Origin of the sequence: Streptomyces sp. DSM 41931 (assembly GCF_050271085.1) — a bacterium.
GTDB classification, from domain to species: Bacteria; Actinomycetota; Actinomycetes; order Streptomycetales; family Streptomycetaceae; genus Streptomyces; species Streptomyces albogriseolus.
Map to the genome: position 1 here is coordinate 4,654,073 of NZ_CP189902.1, position 16,898 is coordinate 4,670,970.

Sequence of the window (16,898 nt, forward strand, 5' to 3'; positions counted from 1 at the left end):
GCTCACGGCGCCCCGTCACCCGCCGGGACCGATGAATCCGGAGCGGATCCTTCCGATGCGGTCCCCTCCGGCGCGCGGTAGTGGTGGTACGCGTGGTGCGGGGCGAAGCCCAGACGGTCGTACAGCACCCGCGCGCCCTCGTTGTCCGTCTCGACCTGAAGCCAGGCCGCCGAGGCGCCCTCCTCCAGCGCACGGACGGCCAGCGCCGCCATCACGGCCGTGGCCAGGCCCTCCCGCCGCCGCGCCGGATCCACCTCGACCGCCGCGAACCCGGCCCAGCGGCCGTCCACGACACACCGCCCGATCGCGGCCGGCGCCGCGGCGCCCGGCGCGCCCGGCACGGTCGCGAACCACACCGACGGCTCACCCGGGACCGGGTCGCCCGGGGAGCCCGCGCCCAGCACCCGCAGGGCCACCTCGCTCACACCCTTGCGCTGGTACCGCGCCAGCCACGCCTCGTCCGCGTCCCGGGACAGCAGCACCCCGGAGGAGCCGTCGCCCAGGTCGGCGACCGGGGCCAGAGCGCCCGTCCAGAGCTCGGCGGTCACTTCGCGGACCCACCCGCGCTTCTCCAGCTCCGCGCACAGCAGCTCCTGCGTGCCCTCCGCGCCCGTCGCGGTCTGCATGTACGCCGGCAGCCCCCGGGCCGCGTACCAGCGGCGTACGGCCGTCAGCGCGTCCTCGAGCGGCAGGCCCGGGTCGCCCAGCGGCAGCACGGAGTTGGCCCGCCGGGTGAAACCCGCTGCCGCCCGCAGCTCCCACGCGCCGAGCCGCTCGCTCTCCACCGGCCGCCAGCCGCGCGCGGCCACCCGCGCCAGCTCCTCGGAGGAGGCGGCGGGGCCACGCCGACGCGCCGGGGCGGCGGGCACCACCTTGCCCGCGACCAGCGCGGACTCGGCGACGCGAACACGTTCGCCGCTCTTCCTTGTGATCCGCAACACACCGTTGTCCCATGATGTGAGAACCCCGACCGTGTCGGTGAACTTCTCACCCGAGGGACCATGTTCGATCAAGCTCCTTACGGAGACCCGTTTTCCCACGTCAGCAGCGGTGATACGGACCTCAAGACGCCCGGCGGCTGAGATTTCCACAGGTCAGTTCACCCCTCCTGTTCGGATCATGCTCCGGAACGGAGATACTAGGGGCGGGCATCGACGACGCCGCGCTCCCGCGCGCCAGGCGGCGGAGCCTGAGGAGGCCCGCCAGCGCCCTATCGAGGAGGAACGACAGCGTGACCTACGTCATCGCGCAGCCTTGTGTCGACGTCAAGGACAAGGCGTGCATCGAGGAGTGCCCGGTCGACTGCATCTACGAGGGCCGGCGGTCCTTGTACATCCACCCGGACGAATGCGTCGACTGCGGCGCCTGTGAACCGGTCTGCCCGGTCGAGGCCATCTTCTACGAGGACGACACTCCGGAGGAGTGGAAGGACTACTACAAGGCGAACGTCGAGTTCTTCGACGAGCTCGGCTCCCCGGGCGGCGCCAGCAAGCTCGGTCTGATCGAGCGGGACCACCCGTTCATCGCCGCGCTGCCGCCGCAGGCGTAGCAGCCCCGCAGGCGGCCCCGCACCGACGCGCCGCCCTGGTCCCGTACGGCCCGTGCGCCGTACGGGACCGAGGCGTTTGCCGTACCAGAAAGTGAGCCATCCCCCGTGTCCGCAGTCTCCGACCGGCTGCCCGCCTTCCCCTGGGACAAGCTGGAGCCGTACAAGAAGACGGCCGCAGCGCACCCCGACGGCATCGTCGACCTCTCGGTCGGCACGCCCGTCGACCCGGTGCCCGAGCACATCCAGAAGGCGCTGATCGCCGCGGCGGACTCGCCGGGCTACCCCACGGTGTGGGGCACCCCGGAACTGCGGGACGCGCTCACCCGCTGGGTGGAGCACCGGCTCGGCGCCCGCGAGGTGACCCACCGGCACGTCCTGCCGGTCGTCGGCTCCAAGGAACTCGTCGCCTGGCTCCCCACCCAGCTCGGTCTCGGCCCCGGTGACCAGGTCGCCTTCCCCCGCCTGGCCTACCCGACGTACGAGGTCGGCGCCCGCCTGGCGCGCGCCGAGCACGTGGCGTACGACGACCCGACCGAGCTGGACCCCTCGCGGCTGAAGCTGCTGTGGCTCAACTCGCCGTCCAACCCGACGGGCCGGGTGCTCTCCAAGGAGGAGCTGACCCGGATCGTCGCCTGGGCCCGCGAGCACGGCGTCCTCGTCCTGTCCGACGAGTGCTACATCGAGCTCGGCTGGGAGGCCGACCCGGTCTCGGTGCTCCACCCGGACGTCAACGGCGGCTCCTACGACGGCGTCGTCGCCGTCCACTCCCTGTCCAAGCGGTCCAACCTGGCCGGCTACCGCGCCGCGTTCCTGGCCGGCGACCCGGCCGTGCTCGGCCCGCTGCTGGAGATCCGCAAGCACGGCGGCATGATGACCCCGGCGCCGACCCAGGCGGCCGTGGTGGCGGCCCTCGGCGACGACGAGCACGTCCGCGTCCAGCGCGAGCGGTACGCGTCCCGCCGCACCGCCCTGCGCGACGCGCTGCTCGCCCACGGCTTCCGCATCGAGCACAGCGAGGCCAGCCTCTACCTGTGGGCCACGCGCGACGAGTCCTGCTGGGACACCGTCGCCCACCTCGCCGACCGCGGCATCCTGGTCGCCCCCGGCGACTTCTACGGCCCCGCCGGCGACCGCTTCGTCCGCGTGGCCCTGACCGCGACGGACGAACGGGTCCGCGCCGCGGTCGCCCGCCTGACCGCCTGACCGCACCCCGAGACCGCCTCAGGCACGCCGAAGGGGCCCGGGGGGAGAGGTCCCGGGCCCCTTCGGTTTCGCCGAGGGTCGCCTTCGGCGGAGGGGTCAGCCGAGGGGCAGGCCCTTGACCGGCAGCTTCTTGGCGGGGCCGCCCTTGCCGAGGGAGTCGGTCGGCAGCTCCTTCACCACCGGCACGGCCTTCTTCACGGTGGTGCCCGCGGCCGGGGCCACCTCGGTCGCGTCCGGGGTGGTCTTGCCGACGCCCCGCGTCACGTTGTCCACGGTCTTGCCGGGCGCACCGTCCAGGGCGCTCAGCCCGAGGTTCGGGGCGGACGGAAGCGCCGGCGCCGCGCTCGCGGAACCGGCCGCACCGACCCCGGCGGCCGCTCCCGCAGCGACGAGCAGCGCGGCACGGGCGATCCGACGGGTCAGGGGGAGGGACATGGTGCTCCTTCGACGGCAGACAACGATGGTGTCCGGCCGGTCATGACCGGCCGGCCGGACGCACTGATTACCGCCCGACCGCCACGAAGGTTGCGCGCGTGTCCGGCAAAGAGTCGGCAATGCGGCGCAATGTCGGACCCGTCCAACGCCTCCGGGTGATCACCCGCACGCCTGCACGGGAACACCCCGGGCTACTGCCCGGTGGTGATCCGGACCGCTTCCGCTTCGCCGCCCGGGCCCGCCGACCCCTTGCCGTCCACCGGCCGCCACTGGCTGTCGGTGTGCCCGGCGACCCACTCCCGGCCGGCGTAGGACACACTCCGTATGTGCAGCTCGGAGGCGTTGGCCACGGCCCAGTGGGCCAGCTGCCAGCCCCGCGCCCCGGCGTCCCGCCGGTCGCCGGAGACGGTGGTGACGGGCAGCGTCACGGTGCCGTCGCCGGGTTCCGCTTCCGTGCCGGGGGCGTCCGGCGCGGGGGTCTGCCCCGTGGCGTCGTCCACCTCGGCGCCCGCCGGCTCCAGCACGTCCCGCCCGAAGTCCCGGGCCAGCGCGGCCCGTACCGCGTCCGCGCCCTTCGCCCGGGTCGCCGCCGGACGGCCGTCACAGGTCAGCGTCGCCCCCGAGCGCCCGGTGAGGGCGGCGGCCAGCAGCGTCGCGTCCGGCTCGTGCTTGGCGTACGCCTGCGGGAAACCGCTGCGCTGCACCTTCTGCGCCGCCACGGTGAGCGGCAGCCGCGTGTAGCCCGGCACCTTCTCCAGGTGCTCGTAGAACTTCTCCGACGCGTACGCCGGGTCCATGATCTGCCGCGGCGTGCCCCAGCCCTGCGAGGGACGCTGCTGGAACAGGCCCAGCGAGTCGCGGTCGCCGTAGTCGATGTTGCGCAGCGCCGACTCCTGGAGGGCGGTCGCCAGCGCGATCGTCACGGCCCGCTCGGGCAGCTCGCGCGCGGTGCCCACGGCGGTGATCGTCGCCGCGTTCACCGCCTGCTCGGGGGAGAACTCGTAGGTCGCCCCGTCGCCCTTGCCGGACACGACCTTGCAGCCGGGGCCGCCCGTGCCTCCGGTGACGTACTGCACCACGAGGTATCCGGCGACCGCTGACAGCACCGCGAAGGCCGCGCCGCAGCGGAGCAGACGGCCACGGCGCTTGCGCTGGGGAGTGGGGGACGGCTCTGGCACGCGTACAAGGTACTGGAGAGTACGTTCCGGTGTGAGCCGGGTGCGGACAGTGGGCCGGGGCCCGCCCGCGCTAGGGTCGACGGCATGGCCGACACCCCGCTTGAGCTCACGCTGGACGCCGCGCGCCTCACCGCGCAGCTCGTCGACTTCCCCTCCGAGAGCGGCACCGAGAAGCCGCTGGCGGACGCCATCGAGACGGCGCTGCGCACGCTGCCGCACCTGACGGTCGACCGGCACGGCAACAACGTCGTGGCCCGCACCCGGCTGGGCCGCCCGGAGCGGGTGGTCCTGGCCGGCCACATCGACACGGTCCCGATCGCCGGCAACGTGCCCTCGCGCCTCGACGAGGACGGCGTCCTGTGGGGCTGCGGCACCTGCGACATGAAGGCGGGCGTCGCCGTCCAGCTGCGCATCGCGGCCACCGTTCCCGAGCCCAACCGCGACCTCACCTTCGTCTTCTACGACAACGAGGAGGTCTCCGCCGACCTCAACGGCCTGAAGCACGTCGCCGAGGCGCACCCCGACTGGCTGGAGGCCGACTTCGCGGTCCTCCTGGAGCCCTCCGACGGCCAGGTCGAGGGCGGCTGCCAGGGCACCCTGCGGGTGCTGCTGAAGACCTCCGGCGAGCGCGCCCACTCCGCGCGCGGCTGGATGGGCTCCAACGCCATCCACGCCGCCGCCCCCATCCTCCAGCGCCTCGCCGCCTACGAGCCCCGGTGGCCGGTCATCGACGGGCTGGAGTACCGCGAGGGCCTCAACGCGGTCGGCATCTCCGGAGGCGTCGCCGGCAACGTCATCCCCGACGAGTGCGTCGTCACCGTGAACTTCCGCTACGCCCCCGACCGCAGCGAGGAGGAGGCCCTGGCGCACGTCCGGGAGGTCTTCGCCGACTGCGGCGTCACCGAGTTCGTCGTCGACGACCACAGCGGCGCGGCCCTGCCCGGCCTGTCCCACCCGGCCGCGGCGGCCTTCATCGAGGCGGTCGGCGGCACCCCGCAGCCCAAGTACGGCTGGACCGACGTCTCCCGCTTCTCCGCGCTGGGCGTCCCCGCCGTGAACTACGGCCCCGGCAACCCCCACCTGGCCCACAAGCGGGACGAGCGCGTCGACACCGCCAAGATCCTCGCGGGGGAGGAGCGGCTGCGGTCCTGGCTGACCGCGTGACCCCCGTACGGGCGGCACCGCGTTTGGAACGCTCTTCCGTGGACATGCTGACGTCCCCCGCACGTAACCCGCGTAGATCTACGCTGAGGCGGTACGACCTGGCAAACGGAGGGAGCGCACATGGCTACGGGCAACCCTGAGGGGAAGCGGCAGCCGCCGGAGGAGAAGCGCCTGGGGCCGGTCCTCCGCCGGCGCGGTCAGGTGGGTTCCAGCACCACCGACCAGCGGCTGCTGGACGAGCGCGCGCCGAGCGACTGGGTGCACACCGACCCCTGGCGGGTGCTGCGCATCCAGTCGGAGTTCATCGAGGGCTTCGGCACCCTGGCCGAACTCCCCTCCGCGATCAGCGTCTTCGGCTCCGCCCGCACCCCCGCGGACTCGCCCGAGTACGACGCCGGGGTGCGGCTCGGCCGCGGTCTGGTCGAGGCGGGCTTCGCGGTCATCACCGGCGGCGGCCCGGGCGCCATGGAGGCGGCGAACAAGGGTGCGCTCGAGGCCGGCGGTCTTTCCGTCGGTCTGGGCATCGAGCTGCCCTTCGAGCAGGGCCTGAACCAGTACGTCGACATCGGTCTGAACTTCCGGTACTTCTTCGTCCGGAAGATGATGTTCGTCAAGTACGCGCAGGGCTTCGTGGTCCTGCCCGGCGGCCTCGGCACGCTCGACGAGCTCTTCGAGGCGCTCACCCTGGTGCAGACCCAGAAGGTCACCCAGTTCCCCATCGTGCTGTTCGGCACCGAGTACTGGGGCGGCCTCGTCGACTGGCTGCGCTCCACGGTGATCGGCCAGGGCAAGGCGGCCGAGAAGGACCTGCTGCTGTTCCACGTCACGGACGACGTGGACGAGGCCGTGGCCCTGGTCTCCAAGGAAGCGGGCCGCTAGAGGCCCGCGGGGCGGCCGGGGCGACGACCCCGCCGCCCCGCCTCCCCTACGCCAGCCCTCGCCGCGCCACCGCCGGCTCCCGGTCCCCGGCGATCGACGACACCATGTCCAGCACCTGACGGGTCTCGGCGACCTCGTGCACCCGGTACACCCGGGCGCCCAGCCACGCCGACACCGCCGTCGTCGCGAGCGTCCCCACCACCCGCTCCTTCACGGGACGGTCCAGCGTCTCGCCGACGAAGTCCTTGTTGGACAGCGACACCAGCACCGGCCAGCCGGTGGCCACCATCTCCCCGAGCCGCCGGGTCGGCTCCAGGCTGTGCCGGGTGTTCTTGCCGAAGTCGTGCCCCGGGTCGATCATCACCGACTCGCGCGGCACCCCCAGGGCCACCGCCCGCTCGGCCAGCCCCACGGTCACGTCGAGGATGTCCGCCATCACGTCGTCGTACGTCACCCGGTGCGGCCGGGTCCGCGGCTCGGCCCCGCCCGCGTGCGTGCACACCAGCCCGGCGCCGTACCGGGCGGCCACCTCCGCCAGACGCGGGTCCACCCCGCCCCACGCGTCGTTCAGCACGTCCGCGCCCGCCTCGCACACGGCCTCGCCGACCTCGTGCCGCCAGGTGTCCACACTGATCACCACGTCCGGGAAGCAGCGACGCACCTCGGCCACGAAACCGGCCGTCCGCCGCACCTCCTCCTCGGCCGAGACCTCCTCGCCGGGCCCCGCCTTCACCCCGCCGATGTCGATGATCGCGGCCCCCTCGGCCACCGCCTGCTCCACACGCGCGAGCGCCGGCTCGTCGTGGAAGGTGGCACCCTGGTCGTAGAAGGAGTCCGGGGTCCGGTTCACGATCGCCATGATCACCCGCTCGTGCGGTGCGAATTCCCGCCTGCCCAGCCTGAGCATCCCCTGGAACCTCTCCTCGTCCGGCCGTCCGGGCCGCCTCCGTCCGCCCGGCGGTCCCGACTGTCAGACTCGCATGGCACGATCGGAGCCACACATCCGACTCCGACTCATCCGACCGTGGGGGCCCCGGCGATGGTTATGTTCCTGTTCCTGGTCGTCGCGCTGGCCGTCGTGGTGGGCGCGGTGACCCTCGCCGTGGTGGGCGGCGGTGACAACGCCCCGCTGCCCGAGGCGGCGCCGGAGCGGCTCCAGGACTCCCTGCCGCCGGACCGCCCGGTCAGCCGCGCGGACGTCGACCGCCTGCGCTTCCCGCTCGCCGCCCGCGGCTACCGCATGGCGGACGTGGACGACGCCCTCGGCCGCCTCGCCGCCGAGCTCGCCGAGCGGGACGTCCGGATCGCCGAGCTGGAGTCCGCGCTGGCCGGCGCCCGCGCCGCCGCGCACCGCTCCCTGGACAAGCCCGCCCCGCACCCGGAGGACGATCAGCGGTGAGCGACCCCGCAGCCGAGGCGCCGCTCGGTCCGGACGGCCTGTCGCGCTGCCCCTGGGCGCTGTCCGCCCCGGACTACCTCGCCTACCACGACGAGGAGTGGGGCCGCCCGGTGCACGGCGACGACGCCCTCTTCGAGCGCCTCAGTCTGGAGGCGTTCCAGTCCGGACTGTCGTGGATCACGATCCTGCGCCGCCGCCCCGGCTTCCGCGCCGCCTTCGCGGGCTTCCGGATCGCCGACGTCGCCGAGTTCACCGACGCCGACCGCGAACGGCTGCTCACCGACACCGGCATCATCCGCAACCGCGCCAAGATCGACGCCACGCTGGCCAACGCGCGGGTGCTGGCCGGCTGGGAGCCCGGCGAACTGGACGCCCTGATCTGGTCCCACGCCCCCGAGCCGGCCGCCCGCCCCGCCCCCCGCACCCTCGCCGACGTCCCCGCGGTGACGGAGGAGTCCACGACCCTCTCCAAGACCCTCAAAAAGCGAGGCCTCCGCTTCATCGGCCCCACCACGGCCTACGCCCTGATGCAGGCCTGCGGCCTGGTCAACGACCACCTGAAGACCTGCGCGGCAAGAACGACACCCTGAAGGGGCGCGGGGAACTGCGCGCTCAGCCACACCGGACGCGCACCCCGCGACCCCGCCTCACCGCCCCAAGTACTCCGGCTTCTCCTTGTTCACGAACGCCCGCACCGCAATCGCGTGGTCCTCGGAGGACCCGGCCCGCGTCTGCAGCTCGTCCTCCTTCTCCAGCGTCTCCTCCAGCGAGTGGCTCAACCCGTACGCCACGGACTCCTTCAGCGCCGCGTACGCCACCGTCGGCCCGTGGGCCAGCGCCCGCGCCACCTTCTCGGCCTCCGCCCGCAGCTCACCCGCCGGCACCACCCGATGGGCGATCCCCAGCTCGTACGCCTCCTGCGCGGAGATGGTGCGCGGGAACAGCAGCAGATCCGTCGCACGGCTCGGACCGATCACCCGCGGCAGCGTCCAGGAGATCCCGGAGTCCGCGGTCAGCGCGACCCCGGCGAACGACGTGTTGAACGCCGCCGTCTCCGCGACGATCCGGTAGTCCGCGGCGAGCGCGAACCCGAACCCGGCGCCCGCCGCCACCCCGTTCACGGCAGCGACCACCGGCTTCGGCGCACCGGCGATGGCCTTCACGATCGGGTTGTAGTGCTCGCGCACCGTGGACATGGTCAGCCCCGAGCCGTTCTCCCGGTCGGCGGCCAGCAGCCCGATGTGCTCCTTGAGGTCCTGCCCGACGCAGAACGCCCGCTCCCCGGCCGCGGTCAGCAGCACGGCCCGTACGGCGTCGTCGTCCGCGGCGGCCCTGACCGCGTCCCGGAGGGCGACCTTCGCCGCGACGTTCAGCGCGTTCATCGCCTCGGGGCGGTTCAGCGTGATCGTCGCGAGTCCGTCGCTCACCTCGTAGAGCACGGTGTCGGCCATGGTCGTATCCCTCCGTGTGCGGCTCGGGACGTACTGGTGGGTACATCCTCTCCCGGAGGACAGCATGACCCAGTTCAGGGGTCCCGGCGGACGGCCTCGGTGTGACCTGCGTCAAACAATTGTGTCGGGATTCCGGCGCCCGAATGTCCATGCGGGCGCGCAGTATGGCAGCCACATCGCCGAATTGAGTGGTTTTGCTCGCGTGCGTTGCCCAAGCGATGCCTACTGATGTTGGTCATCGGGTCCCGCCATGCGGGATAATGGCCTGGAAGCAATGTGTTCGATGCCGGTGGCGTGTGTCCTGCTTCGAGGACCGCAGGTGCCCTTCAGTGGGCCGTCGGCTTAGACGGTTGAGCTGGGTTTCAGGAAGGGGAACGAGCATGGCGGCCATGAAGCCGCGGACGGGTGATGGCCCGCTCGAGGTGACCAAGGAGGGGCGGGGCATCGTCATGCGCGTTCCGCTCGAAGGCGGCGGTCGGCTCGTCGTCGAGCTGACCCCGGACGAGGCCGACGCGCTCGGCGACGCCCTCAAGAAGGTCGTCGGCTGACGCGCAAGCGACCATACCCTTTCAGCCGCCCCGGTGCCGCACGCGGTGCCGGGGCGGCTGTTTGCGCCCACGTCCGGCGGAAGGCCGGGGGAGAACCGGCGTCAGCGAGGTGCGGCGCCAAGGCCGGTCACCGCTTCACGGCGCACAGCAGCCCGTCCCCCACGGGCAGCAGCGACGACACCAGCTCCTGGCTCTCGCGAACGGCCCGCACCAGCTCCCGCAGCCGCAGCACCTCCGTCGGCTGGGGGCCGGAGTCCACGGTGCGTCCGTTCGCGAAGAGGCCTTCGAAGGCGACCAGGCCTCCAGGGCGCAGAAGGCGCAACGATTCGGCGAGATAGTCCTGGTACTCCTGCCGGTCACCGTCGCAGAACACCAGGTCGTAGCCCGAGTCCGCGAGACGCGGCAGCACGTCCAGTGCCGGGCCGGGGATGAAACGGGCCCGGTTGCCGGCGAAACCGGCCTCACGGAAGGCCTGCCGGGCCGACTGCTGGTGCTCCGGCTCCTGGTCGACCGTGGTCAGCACCCCGTCCGGGCGCATGCCGTGCAGCAGATGGATCCCCGACACGCCGCAGCCGGTGCCGATCTCCGCGACCGCCTTGGCGTCCACGCTGGCGGCGAGCAACCGCAGGGCCGCGCCCGTGCCGGGCGACACCGAGCGCAGGCCTGCCTCGCGGGCCCGGTCGCGGGCCCGGAGCAGCGCCTCGTCCTCGGCGACATAGGCGTCGGCGAACGCCCAGCTCGTCTGCCGGTTGGCGGTAATGACCCTCTCCTGTCCCCGTGGTTGCCTGGGCGTGACTGTATCCGTTGGCGTCGGGAACCCGCAGATGGGACCAGTCGTTCAAAGGGGGAAGAGAGAGGCGCGTGCCGGGAAGGGGGGCGAGGAGTGGACGCGGACGCCGAGCAAGTGCAGACGCAGCCGTACGAGCCGTGGCAGCCCGAATCAAATTCTCGTAAAACCGCTTATCCGGAGCTAACGGGCGAGGTGGCTATGGTAGGGGCTCCACTGGACACCACCAGAGCCGACAGGGGAGGTGCGGCTGCGCCTGTGGATCGTGCAGGAGTGCTGCGGCGCTTCCTCGGGTCGGCGGGCAGGCCGAAATCTGTGAACAACACCGCTGCTGACCATGACCGCGCCGGCGACCCGGCCCAGACCGCGACCTTCTCCGGCGACGCGGACGGGCAGGCGTGGACTCCGCCCACGTGGGAGGAGATCGTCAGCATGCACAGCGGCCGGGTGTACAGGCTCGCCTACCGTCTCACGGGCAACCAGCACGACGCCGAAGACCTCACGCAGGAGGTCTTCGTCCGTGTCTTCCGCTCCCTGTCGACGTACACGCCGGGCACCTTCGAGGGCTGGCTGCACCGCATCACCACGAACCTCTTCCTGGACATGGTCCGCCGCAAGCAGCGCATCCGCTTCGACGCGCTCGGCGAGGACGCGGCCGAGCGGCTGGCCAGCAAGGAGCCCTCGCCGCAGCAGGTCTTCAACGACGCGCACTTCGACGCCGACGTCCAGCAGGCCCTCGACACGCTCGCCCCGGAGTTCCGCGCCGCCGTCGTCCTGTGCGACATCGAAGGACTGTCGTACGAGGAGATCGCGGCCACCCTGGGCGTGAAGCTCGGCACCGTGCGGTCCCGTATCCACCGCGGCCGCTCCCAGCTGCGCAAGGCCCTCGCGCACCGTTCACCCAAGGCGCGCGCGGACCGCCCCTCCTTCGTGCCGCGTGTCCCCGCACTGGGGGGAGGGGGCGCGAGCGCGTGAGCAGTTCACTGCCGAAGTCCCCCGAGGGGCACCTCGCGGAGCATCATCTGGGAGACCGGCTCGCCGCCCTCGTGGACGGGGAGCTCGGTCATGACGCGCGTGAGCGCGTACTGGCGCACGTCGCCACCTGCGCCAAGTGCAAGGCGGAGGTGGACGAGCAGCGCCGCCTGAAGAACGTGTTCGCGGCGGCCGCCCCGCCACCGCCCTCCGAGAGCCTCCTGGCGCGCCTGCAAGGGCTGCCCGCCGGGGGCGGATTCGGCGACGGCGGCTCCCCGCTGGGCGGCTCCGCGCTGCCGGGCGGATCCACCTCCGGAGTCTTCGGGCCGCGGCGCGGCGAGCGCTTCGAGTTCGCCTACGCGCCCGTGCGGCGCCATCACCCCGCGGCCGCCGCGGCGGGCCTCGCCGCCGGCCGGCCGTCCTCGCGCGGGCTGCGGCTCGCGTTCGTCGCCGCCGGCGCGGTGTCGCTGGCCGCGATCGCCCTCGGCGGCGTCTCCACCGTCACCCCGGTCGACGCGGAGGCACGTGGCCAGGGCAAGGGGAGCAACGTGACGCCGGTGCGCACGCAGGGCGCGGGCGCGGCCACCGCGCCGGACTCCCGGCGCCGCAGCGCCGGCCCGCTGCTCGGGCAGGTGACCGGCGGTCAGAGCGCGCTGGGCTCGGGTCCCGTCGTCCCCACCGGCGTCGCGGCCCCGCTGCTGCCCGGCATCCCGTCGCCCCCGCAGGGCGCCTCCACGGCGGTGTCCCCGCACATACGCCCGCTCAACGCGGCCCCGCCGTTCGGACTGAGCGCGTGGGCCTCGGCGGCCGGGCTGAAGAGCCCCGGCCTGGTCGCCGGCATGCCGTCACCGGCGCCCACGCCCACGCACAGCGCGCGGGCCGCCCGCTGACCGGCCCCTGCGCGGGGGCGCGCGAACCTGATTAGATTCCGGGTGGCGCGCCCACGCCCACTACGGCCGGGCGCCGAGCCGGGCTCCACCGCACGGGCGGACCGGAGCACGGTGCCGACGATCCGTGCCGGTCCAGCCGTGGGGAGAGCATGAACGAGGGGAAGCCGGGCACGCCGGGGGCGTCCGAAGGACCCGACGGCGACTTCGAACTCGCCCGCCCGATCGGCACGGCGTCCCCCGGGACGGGGCCCGACGGCGACTACGAGCTCCGGCGCCCTCTCGACACGGCGGCCGCCCCGCCCTCGACGGACGGAACGTCCGGCGCCGGCGCGGCAGCCGGACCGGGGCGCCTGGGCGGCGCCCCGGGCGCCGTGGCGTCCGGTACGGGCGCGGAACCGACGCCCGCGGGCCCGGACGCCGGGACCACGATCGGCGGGGCACGCCCCGCCGACACGGGTGCGGAGCACATCACGGGCGTGGAGACCGCCGAACACGGCGCTCCGGCCGCGCCCGCGCCTCGTGCGGAGCCACCCGCCTCCGGCCATAGCGGCCCCGCGCCCGCGCCTGGTGCGGAGGCACCCGCCTCCGGCCACAGCGGCCCCGCGCCCGTGCCTGATGCGGAGGCACCCGCCTCCGGCCACAGCGGCCCCGCGCCCGCGCCTGATGCGGAGGCACCCGCCTCCGGCCACAGCGGCCCCGCGCCCGCGCCTGGTGCGGAGGCACCCGCCTCCGGCCACAGCGGCCCCGCGCCCGTGCCTGGTGCGGAGGCACCCGCCTCCGGCCGCAGCGGCCCCGCGCCCGTGCCTGGTGCGGAGGCACCCGCCTCCGGCCGCAGCGGCCCTGCGCCCGTGCCTGGTGCGGAGGCACCCGCCTCCGGCCGCAGCGGCCCCGCGCCCGTGCCTGGTGCGGAGGCACCCGCCTCCGGCCGCAGCGGCCCCGCGCCCGTGCCTGGTGCGGAGGCACCCGCCTCCGGCCGCAGCGGCCCCGCGCCCGTGCCTGGTGCGGAGGCACCCGCCTCCGGCCGCAGCGGCCCCGCGCCCGTGCCTGGTGCGGAGGCACCCGCCTCCGGCCCGACCCGTCCCGCGCCCGTGCCTGGTGCGGAGCCACCCGCCTCCGGCCATAGCGGCCCTGCGCCCGTGCCTGGTGCGGAGCCACCCGCCTCCGGCCATAGCGGCCCTGCGCCCGTGCCTGGTGCGGAGGCACCCGCCTCCGGCCATAGCGGCCCTGCGCCCGTGCCTGGTGCGGAGGCACCCGCCTCCGGCCATAGCGGCCCTGCGCCCGTGCCTGGTGCGGAGCCACCCGCCTCCGGCCATAGCGGCCCTGCGCCCGTGCCTGGTGCGGAGCCACCCGCCTCCGGCCATAGCGGCCCTGCGCCCGTGCCTGGTGCGGAGGCACCCGCCTCCGGCCATAGCGGCCCTGCGCCCGTGCCTGGTGCGGAGGCACCCGCCTCCGGCCATAGCGGCCCTGCGCCCGTGCCTGGTGCGGAGCCACCCGCCTCCGGCCCGACCCGTCCCGCGCCCCTGCACGGCGCGCATGCCCCCGCCCAGCCCAGGCCCCTCCACGACCCCGACCCCTACAGCACCCCGCCCTACGGGGAGCCCGGGCCGTGGGCTCCCGCGCCGCCCGTGCAGCATCCGGCGGCCACGCCGGCGCACGGTGTGGCCGTGGGCGCCCCCGAGGCGGTCTCCGCCGCTCCCGTCACGCAGGAGGCCCCCGCGGCCGACCCCTGGGCGCGGTACGACCCCTGGGCGGCCACGGCGGTCGCCCCGCTCCAGCAGGCCGACCCCGTCGAGGAGGACGTGAAGCGGCGGCGCGGTCGCCGCAGGCGCACGCTGATCGGCGGCGCCCTGATCATCGCCCTCGTGTCCGGCGTCGTCGGCGGTGTCGTGGGCGTGCAACTGGAGCGCAGCGGCGGCATCGGCGCCGTGGAGCTGCCGCAGGCCGGTGTGGAGGCGCCCGACCGGGACCCGGACAGCGTCGCCGGGATCGCCGCGCAGGCGCTGCCCAGCGTCGTCACGCTGCACGTCAGCGGCGGCGGCAGGGCCGGCACCGGCACCGGCTTCGTGCTGGACGACCGGGGTCACATCCTCACCAACGACCACGTCGTCGAGCCCGCCGGGGAGAACGGCGACATCACCGTCACCTTCCACAGCGGCGACACCGCCGAGGCGACCGTCGTCGGCCGGGACAGCGGTTACGACCTCGCCGTCGTACGGGTCAAGGGCGTCCGCGGGCTCACCCCCCTGCCGCTCGGCAACTCGGACAACGTGCAGGTCGGCGACCCCGTCGTCGCCATCGGCGCCCCCTTCGACCTGGCCGGCACCGTCACATCCGGCATCATCAGCGCCCGCGAGCGGCCCATCACCGCCGGCGGCGAGAAGGGCGACGGCAGCGACGTGTCGTACGTCGACGCCCTGCAGACCGACGCGCCGATCAACCCCGGCAACTCCGGCGGACCGCTGCTCGACGGCAAGGGCCGGGTGATCGGCATCAACTCGGCCATCCGCTCGGCCGACGGCGGCCTGGACCCCGAGGGCGGCCAGTCCGGCTCCATAGGGCTCGGCTTCGCCATCCCGATCAACCAGGGCAAGCGGGTCGCCGAGGAGCTGATCGAGACCGGCAAGGCCACGCACCCGGTGATCGGCATCACCCTCGACATGGAGTACAGCGGCGACGGCGCCCGCGTCGCGGCCGAGGGCGGCGACGGCGGCCCCCCGGTCAGCACCGGCGGCCCCGGCGCCAAGGCGGGCATCCGCCCCGGCGACGTCATCACGGAGGTCGACGGTCGCCCCGTGCACTCCGGCGAGGAACTGATCGTCAAGACCCGCGCCCACCGCCCAGGCGACCGGCTGGAGCTGACCCTGGAGCGGGACGGTGAGGAACGCACGGTGTCCCTGGTGCTCGGATCCTCCGGCGGAGGCTGACACGCCGCCCGCCCGACGCCGCCGGGACGCCGGGACGGTACCGGTCGTACGGGAGGTCCGGGTACCGTGGACCCGGCCCGGACCACGGAGGGCGAACGACCGGCACCGAGGGCCGAGGACCGAAGGCATCGCGAGGAGCTTCAGGTGTTCAATGACATAGGACCGCTCGAGCTGGTGACGCTCATCGTCCTCGCCGTGCTCATCTTCGGTCCGGAGAAGCTCCCCAAGGTCATCCAGGACGTGTCCCGCACGATCCGGAAGATCAGGGACTTCTCGGAGAGCGCCAAGCAGGACATCCGGCAGGAACTGGGCCCGGAGTTCAAGGACTTCGAGTTCGAGGACCTCAACCCCAAGACGTTCATCCGCAAGCAGCTGGACAACGACGACCTGGGGCTGAAGGAGATCCGCAACGGCTTCGACCTGAAGAAGGAGATGGCCGAGGTCACGGACGCCGTCCACGGGCGCGACGCCGACCCGTCCCCCTCGCCCGCCGCCCCCGGCGGCCGGGTGGACATGACGAAGAAGCCCGAGACGCCGGCCGCCGACGACCGCCCGCCCTTCGACATGGACGCCACCTGACCGGCCCCCGGGGCGTGCGCCGGCGCCTACGTGACGCGTTTCATACTCCACCCGGGCTGCGGAGGGCCTGATCCGGGCGTCCGGACGCCCTACGCGCCGGGCGGTTTCCCTGCCCGTGGCGGCAGGGTGGTTATGCTGCCGAGTTGTTGTGCGGAACGGACGAGTACGCCCGTAAGGGGGGCGGGCCGCCCGGTCCGACGAGAGCGAGGAGGCGTCCGGGCACATGGAGACGACGAGTTCGGCAGTCGCGCAGGCGCCGGCCGCGGAGGACGGAGAACCAGTCCCCTCCGCCCGGCGTACGGTCGACGGCTACCTGCGTGCGCCCTTCCCGTGGTACGGCCTCGACGAGGCCTTCACGGGGCCGCGCTGGCTGATGCAGGTCGGTCTCTCGGCCGACGGGGCAGTGGAGCACGGATCGGTCGGACACGGCGACGAGCCGTCCGTCCGCAGCGAGTTCGCGGCCGGGGGCGACCAGGACGCCAAGGAGAGGTTCGCGGTCGTGGTGACCGTGGCGGCCAACCCGGTCCGCCGCAGCGCGGACGGCACGGGTCTGCTGGAGGCCACCTCGGTCTCCTCCGCCGCCTGGCTCGCCGGGGTGGGGCTGCTGTCCTTCACCTGGCCCGGCCAGATGGACCACTCCCTGCGCGACGACTGGCTGGAGCAGCAGACGGAGACCGCCTGGGTGCTCGCGGACGACCTGGAGGGCGAGGACTGGTCGACGCTGTCCCTGCCCGTGGACGGCGTGCCGACGCCGTTCCACTACCGGGAGTCCGAGTACGGCTGGGTGCTCGCCGGATCCACCCAGGCCGGCGTCCACGTCGGCGCGTACGGCCGGGGGATGAGCGCGTACGGGCTGGGCTTCGCCGTGGTGAAGGACATCGCCGCCTACCAGGGCTGAACGACCCCGCCCGGAACGCCGGAGGGCGCCGTCCGCTGCGGA

General features: G+C 73.9%; 18 protein-coding genes. 12 read left to right on the top strand and 6 right to left on the bottom strand.

Annotated elements, in window-relative coordinates; translation table 11 throughout:
• Positions 1-2: 2 nt before the first annotated feature.
• The gene (locus ACP7TJ_RS21705; protein WP_427764741.1) at positions 3-1,091 is read right to left on the bottom strand and encodes a GNAT family N-acetyltransferase; all 1,089 of its coding nucleotides are present in this window, start codon (positions 1,089-1,091) and stop codon (positions 3-5) included.
• Positions 1,092-1,231: 140 nt separating this feature from the next.
• Between ACP7TJ_RS21705 and fdxA the strand changes: the two genes are divergently transcribed.
• The gene (gene fdxA / locus ACP7TJ_RS21710; protein WP_006135610.1) at positions 1,232-1,549 is read left to right on the top strand and encodes a ferredoxin; all 318 of its coding nucleotides are present in this window, start codon (positions 1,232-1,234) and stop codon (positions 1,547-1,549) included.
• Between the two features lie 105 nt (positions 1,550-1,654).
• Complete coding sequence (locus tag ACP7TJ_RS21715; protein ID WP_266548778.1) at positions 1,655-2,752, top strand: bifunctional succinyldiaminopimelate transaminase/glutamate-prephenate aminotransferase; 1,098 nt, start codon at positions 1,655-1,657, stop codon at positions 2,750-2,752.
• A gap of 96 nt (positions 2,753-2,848) precedes the next feature.
• Here the strand turns inward: ACP7TJ_RS21715 and ACP7TJ_RS21720 are convergent, their stop codons facing one another.
• Both ACP7TJ_RS21720 and ACP7TJ_RS21725 read right to left on the bottom strand, forming a co-directional pair.
• On the bottom strand, positions 2,849-3,187 hold the full coding sequence (locus tag ACP7TJ_RS21720) for an ATP-binding protein (RefSeq protein ID WP_093766899.1): 339 nt from the start codon (positions 3,185-3,187) through the stop codon (positions 2,849-2,851).
• Positions 3,188-3,378: 191 nt separating this feature from the next.
• Positions 3,379-4,365: a heavy metal transporter gene (locus tag ACP7TJ_RS21725; RefSeq protein ID WP_255303880.1), complete on the bottom strand. Its 987-nt coding sequence runs from the start codon at positions 4,363-4,365 to the stop codon at positions 3,379-3,381.
• An 84-nt stretch (positions 4,366-4,449) separates the two neighbouring features.
• Here ACP7TJ_RS21725 and dapE point away from each other — a divergent pair, with 84 nt between their 5' ends.
• Together dapE and ACP7TJ_RS21735 are read left to right on the top strand one after the other, a co-directional pair.
• Complete coding sequence (gene dapE, locus ACP7TJ_RS21730; protein ID WP_427764747.1) at positions 4,450-5,529, top strand: succinyl-diaminopimelate desuccinylase; 1,080 nt, start codon at positions 4,450-4,452, stop codon at positions 5,527-5,529.
• Between the two features lie 120 nt (positions 5,530-5,649).
• Entirely contained in the window at positions 5,650-6,408 is a 759-nt protein-coding gene (locus ACP7TJ_RS21735; protein ID WP_093766901.1) for a TIGR00730 family Rossman fold protein, read from the top strand.
• A gap of 46 nt (positions 6,409-6,454) precedes the next feature.
• On the opposite strand, the gene folP is transcribed toward ACP7TJ_RS21735, so the two are convergent.
• Entirely contained in the window at positions 6,455-7,315 is an 861-nt protein-coding gene (gene folP / locus ACP7TJ_RS21740; protein WP_427764750.1) for a dihydropteroate synthase, read from the bottom strand.
• Positions 7,316-7,447: 132 nt separating this feature from the next.
• On the opposite strand from folP, the gene ACP7TJ_RS21745 reads away from it, so the two are divergent.
• Together ACP7TJ_RS21745 and ACP7TJ_RS21750 are read left to right on the top strand one after the other, a co-directional pair.
• Entirely contained in the window at positions 7,448-7,807 is a 360-nt protein-coding gene (locus ACP7TJ_RS21745) for a DivIVA domain-containing protein (protein ID WP_093766903.1), read from the top strand.
• A complete protein-coding gene (locus ACP7TJ_RS21750) occupies positions 7,804-8,397 on the top strand; it encodes a DNA-3-methyladenine glycosylase I (protein WP_093766904.1) in 594 nt (197 codons plus the stop codon). The genes ACP7TJ_RS21745 and ACP7TJ_RS21750 overlap by 4 nt, the downstream gene beginning before the upstream one ends.
• Positions 8,398-8,454: 57 nt before the next feature.
• Here ACP7TJ_RS21750 and ACP7TJ_RS21755 read toward each other — a convergent pair whose 3' ends face one another.
• Entirely contained in the window at positions 8,455-9,258 is an 804-nt protein-coding gene (locus ACP7TJ_RS21755; protein ID WP_167740892.1) for an enoyl-CoA hydratase/isomerase family protein, read from the bottom strand.
• Between the two features lie 380 nt (positions 9,259-9,638).
• On the opposite strand from ACP7TJ_RS21755, the gene ACP7TJ_RS21760 reads away from it, so the two are divergent.
• A complete protein-coding gene (locus ACP7TJ_RS21760) occupies positions 9,639-9,806 on the top strand; it encodes a DUF3117 domain-containing protein (protein WP_003966491.1) in 168 nt (55 codons plus the stop codon).
• Between the two features lie 127 nt (positions 9,807-9,933).
• Here ACP7TJ_RS21760 and ACP7TJ_RS21765 read toward each other — a convergent pair whose 3' ends face one another.
• Positions 9,934-10,632 (bottom strand): O-methyltransferase, encoded by a 699-nt coding sequence (locus ACP7TJ_RS21765; protein ID WP_093766906.1) that lies wholly within the window; start codon positions 10,630-10,632, stop codon positions 9,934-9,936.
• Between the two features lie 276 nt (positions 10,633-10,908).
• Here ACP7TJ_RS21765 and sigE point away from each other — a divergent pair, with 276 nt between their 5' ends.
• The 5 genes from sigE (at position 10,909) to ACP7TJ_RS21790 (ending at position 16,856) form a co-directional block, all read left to right on the top strand.
• Positions 10,909-11,568, top strand: coding sequence for an RNA polymerase sigma factor SigE (sigE, locus tag ACP7TJ_RS21770; protein ID WP_093766907.1), 660 nt, complete (start codon positions 10,909-10,911; stop codon positions 11,566-11,568).
• Positions 11,565-12,455 (top strand): anti-sigma factor family protein, encoded by an 891-nt coding sequence (locus tag ACP7TJ_RS21775; protein WP_167740891.1) that lies wholly within the window; start codon positions 11,565-11,567, stop codon positions 12,453-12,455. Before sigE ends, ACP7TJ_RS21775 begins: the two co-directional genes overlap by 4 nt.
• 1,136 nt (positions 12,456-13,591) lie before the next feature.
• On the top strand, positions 13,592-15,379 hold the full coding sequence (locus ACP7TJ_RS21780) for a trypsin-like peptidase domain-containing protein (RefSeq protein ID WP_427764757.1): 1,788 nt from the start codon (positions 13,592-13,594) through the stop codon (positions 15,377-15,379).
• A gap of 144 nt (positions 15,380-15,523) precedes the next feature.
• Positions 15,524-15,958, top strand: coding sequence for a sec-independent translocase (locus ACP7TJ_RS21785; RefSeq protein WP_093766909.1), 435 nt, complete (start codon positions 15,524-15,526; stop codon positions 15,956-15,958).
• A 223-nt stretch (positions 15,959-16,181) separates the two neighbouring features.
• Complete coding sequence (locus ACP7TJ_RS21790) at positions 16,182-16,856, top strand: hypothetical protein (RefSeq protein WP_093766910.1); 675 nt, start codon at positions 16,182-16,184, stop codon at positions 16,854-16,856.
• Positions 16,857-16,898 lie beyond the last annotated feature (42 nt).

What these genes read in the sequence shown, in the direction of transcription:
- dapE (WP_427764747.1), top strand. Translation starts at nt 4,450, where the DNA reads ATGGCCGACACCCCGCTTGAGCTCACGCTGGACGCCGCGCGCCTCACC.
- ACP7TJ_RS21735 (WP_093766901.1), top strand. Translation starts at nt 5,650, where the DNA reads ATGGCTACGGGCAACCCTGAGGGGAAGCGGCAGCCGCCGGAGGAGAAG.
- ACP7TJ_RS21790 (WP_093766910.1), top strand. Translation starts at nt 16,182, where the DNA reads ATGGAGACGACGAGTTCGGCAGTCGCGCAGGCGCCGGCCGCGGAGGAC.
- ACP7TJ_RS21755 (WP_167740892.1), bottom strand. Translation starts at nt 9,258, where the DNA reads ATGGCCGACACCGTGCTCTACGAGGTGAGCGACGGACTCGCGACGATC.
- ACP7TJ_RS21745 (WP_093766903.1), top strand. Translation starts at nt 7,448, where the DNA reads ATGGTTATGTTCCTGTTCCTGGTCGTCGCGCTGGCCGTCGTGGTGGGC.
- ACP7TJ_RS21720 (WP_093766899.1), bottom strand. Translation starts at nt 3,187, where the DNA reads ATGTCCCTCCCCCTGACCCGTCGGATCGCCCGTGCCGCGCTGCTCGTC.
- folP (WP_427764750.1), bottom strand. Translation starts at nt 7,315, where the DNA reads ATGCTCAGGCTGGGCAGGCGGGAATTCGCACCGCACGAGCGGGTGATC.
- ACP7TJ_RS21760 (WP_003966491.1), top strand. Translation starts at nt 9,639, where the DNA reads ATGGCGGCCATGAAGCCGCGGACGGGTGATGGCCCGCTCGAGGTGACC.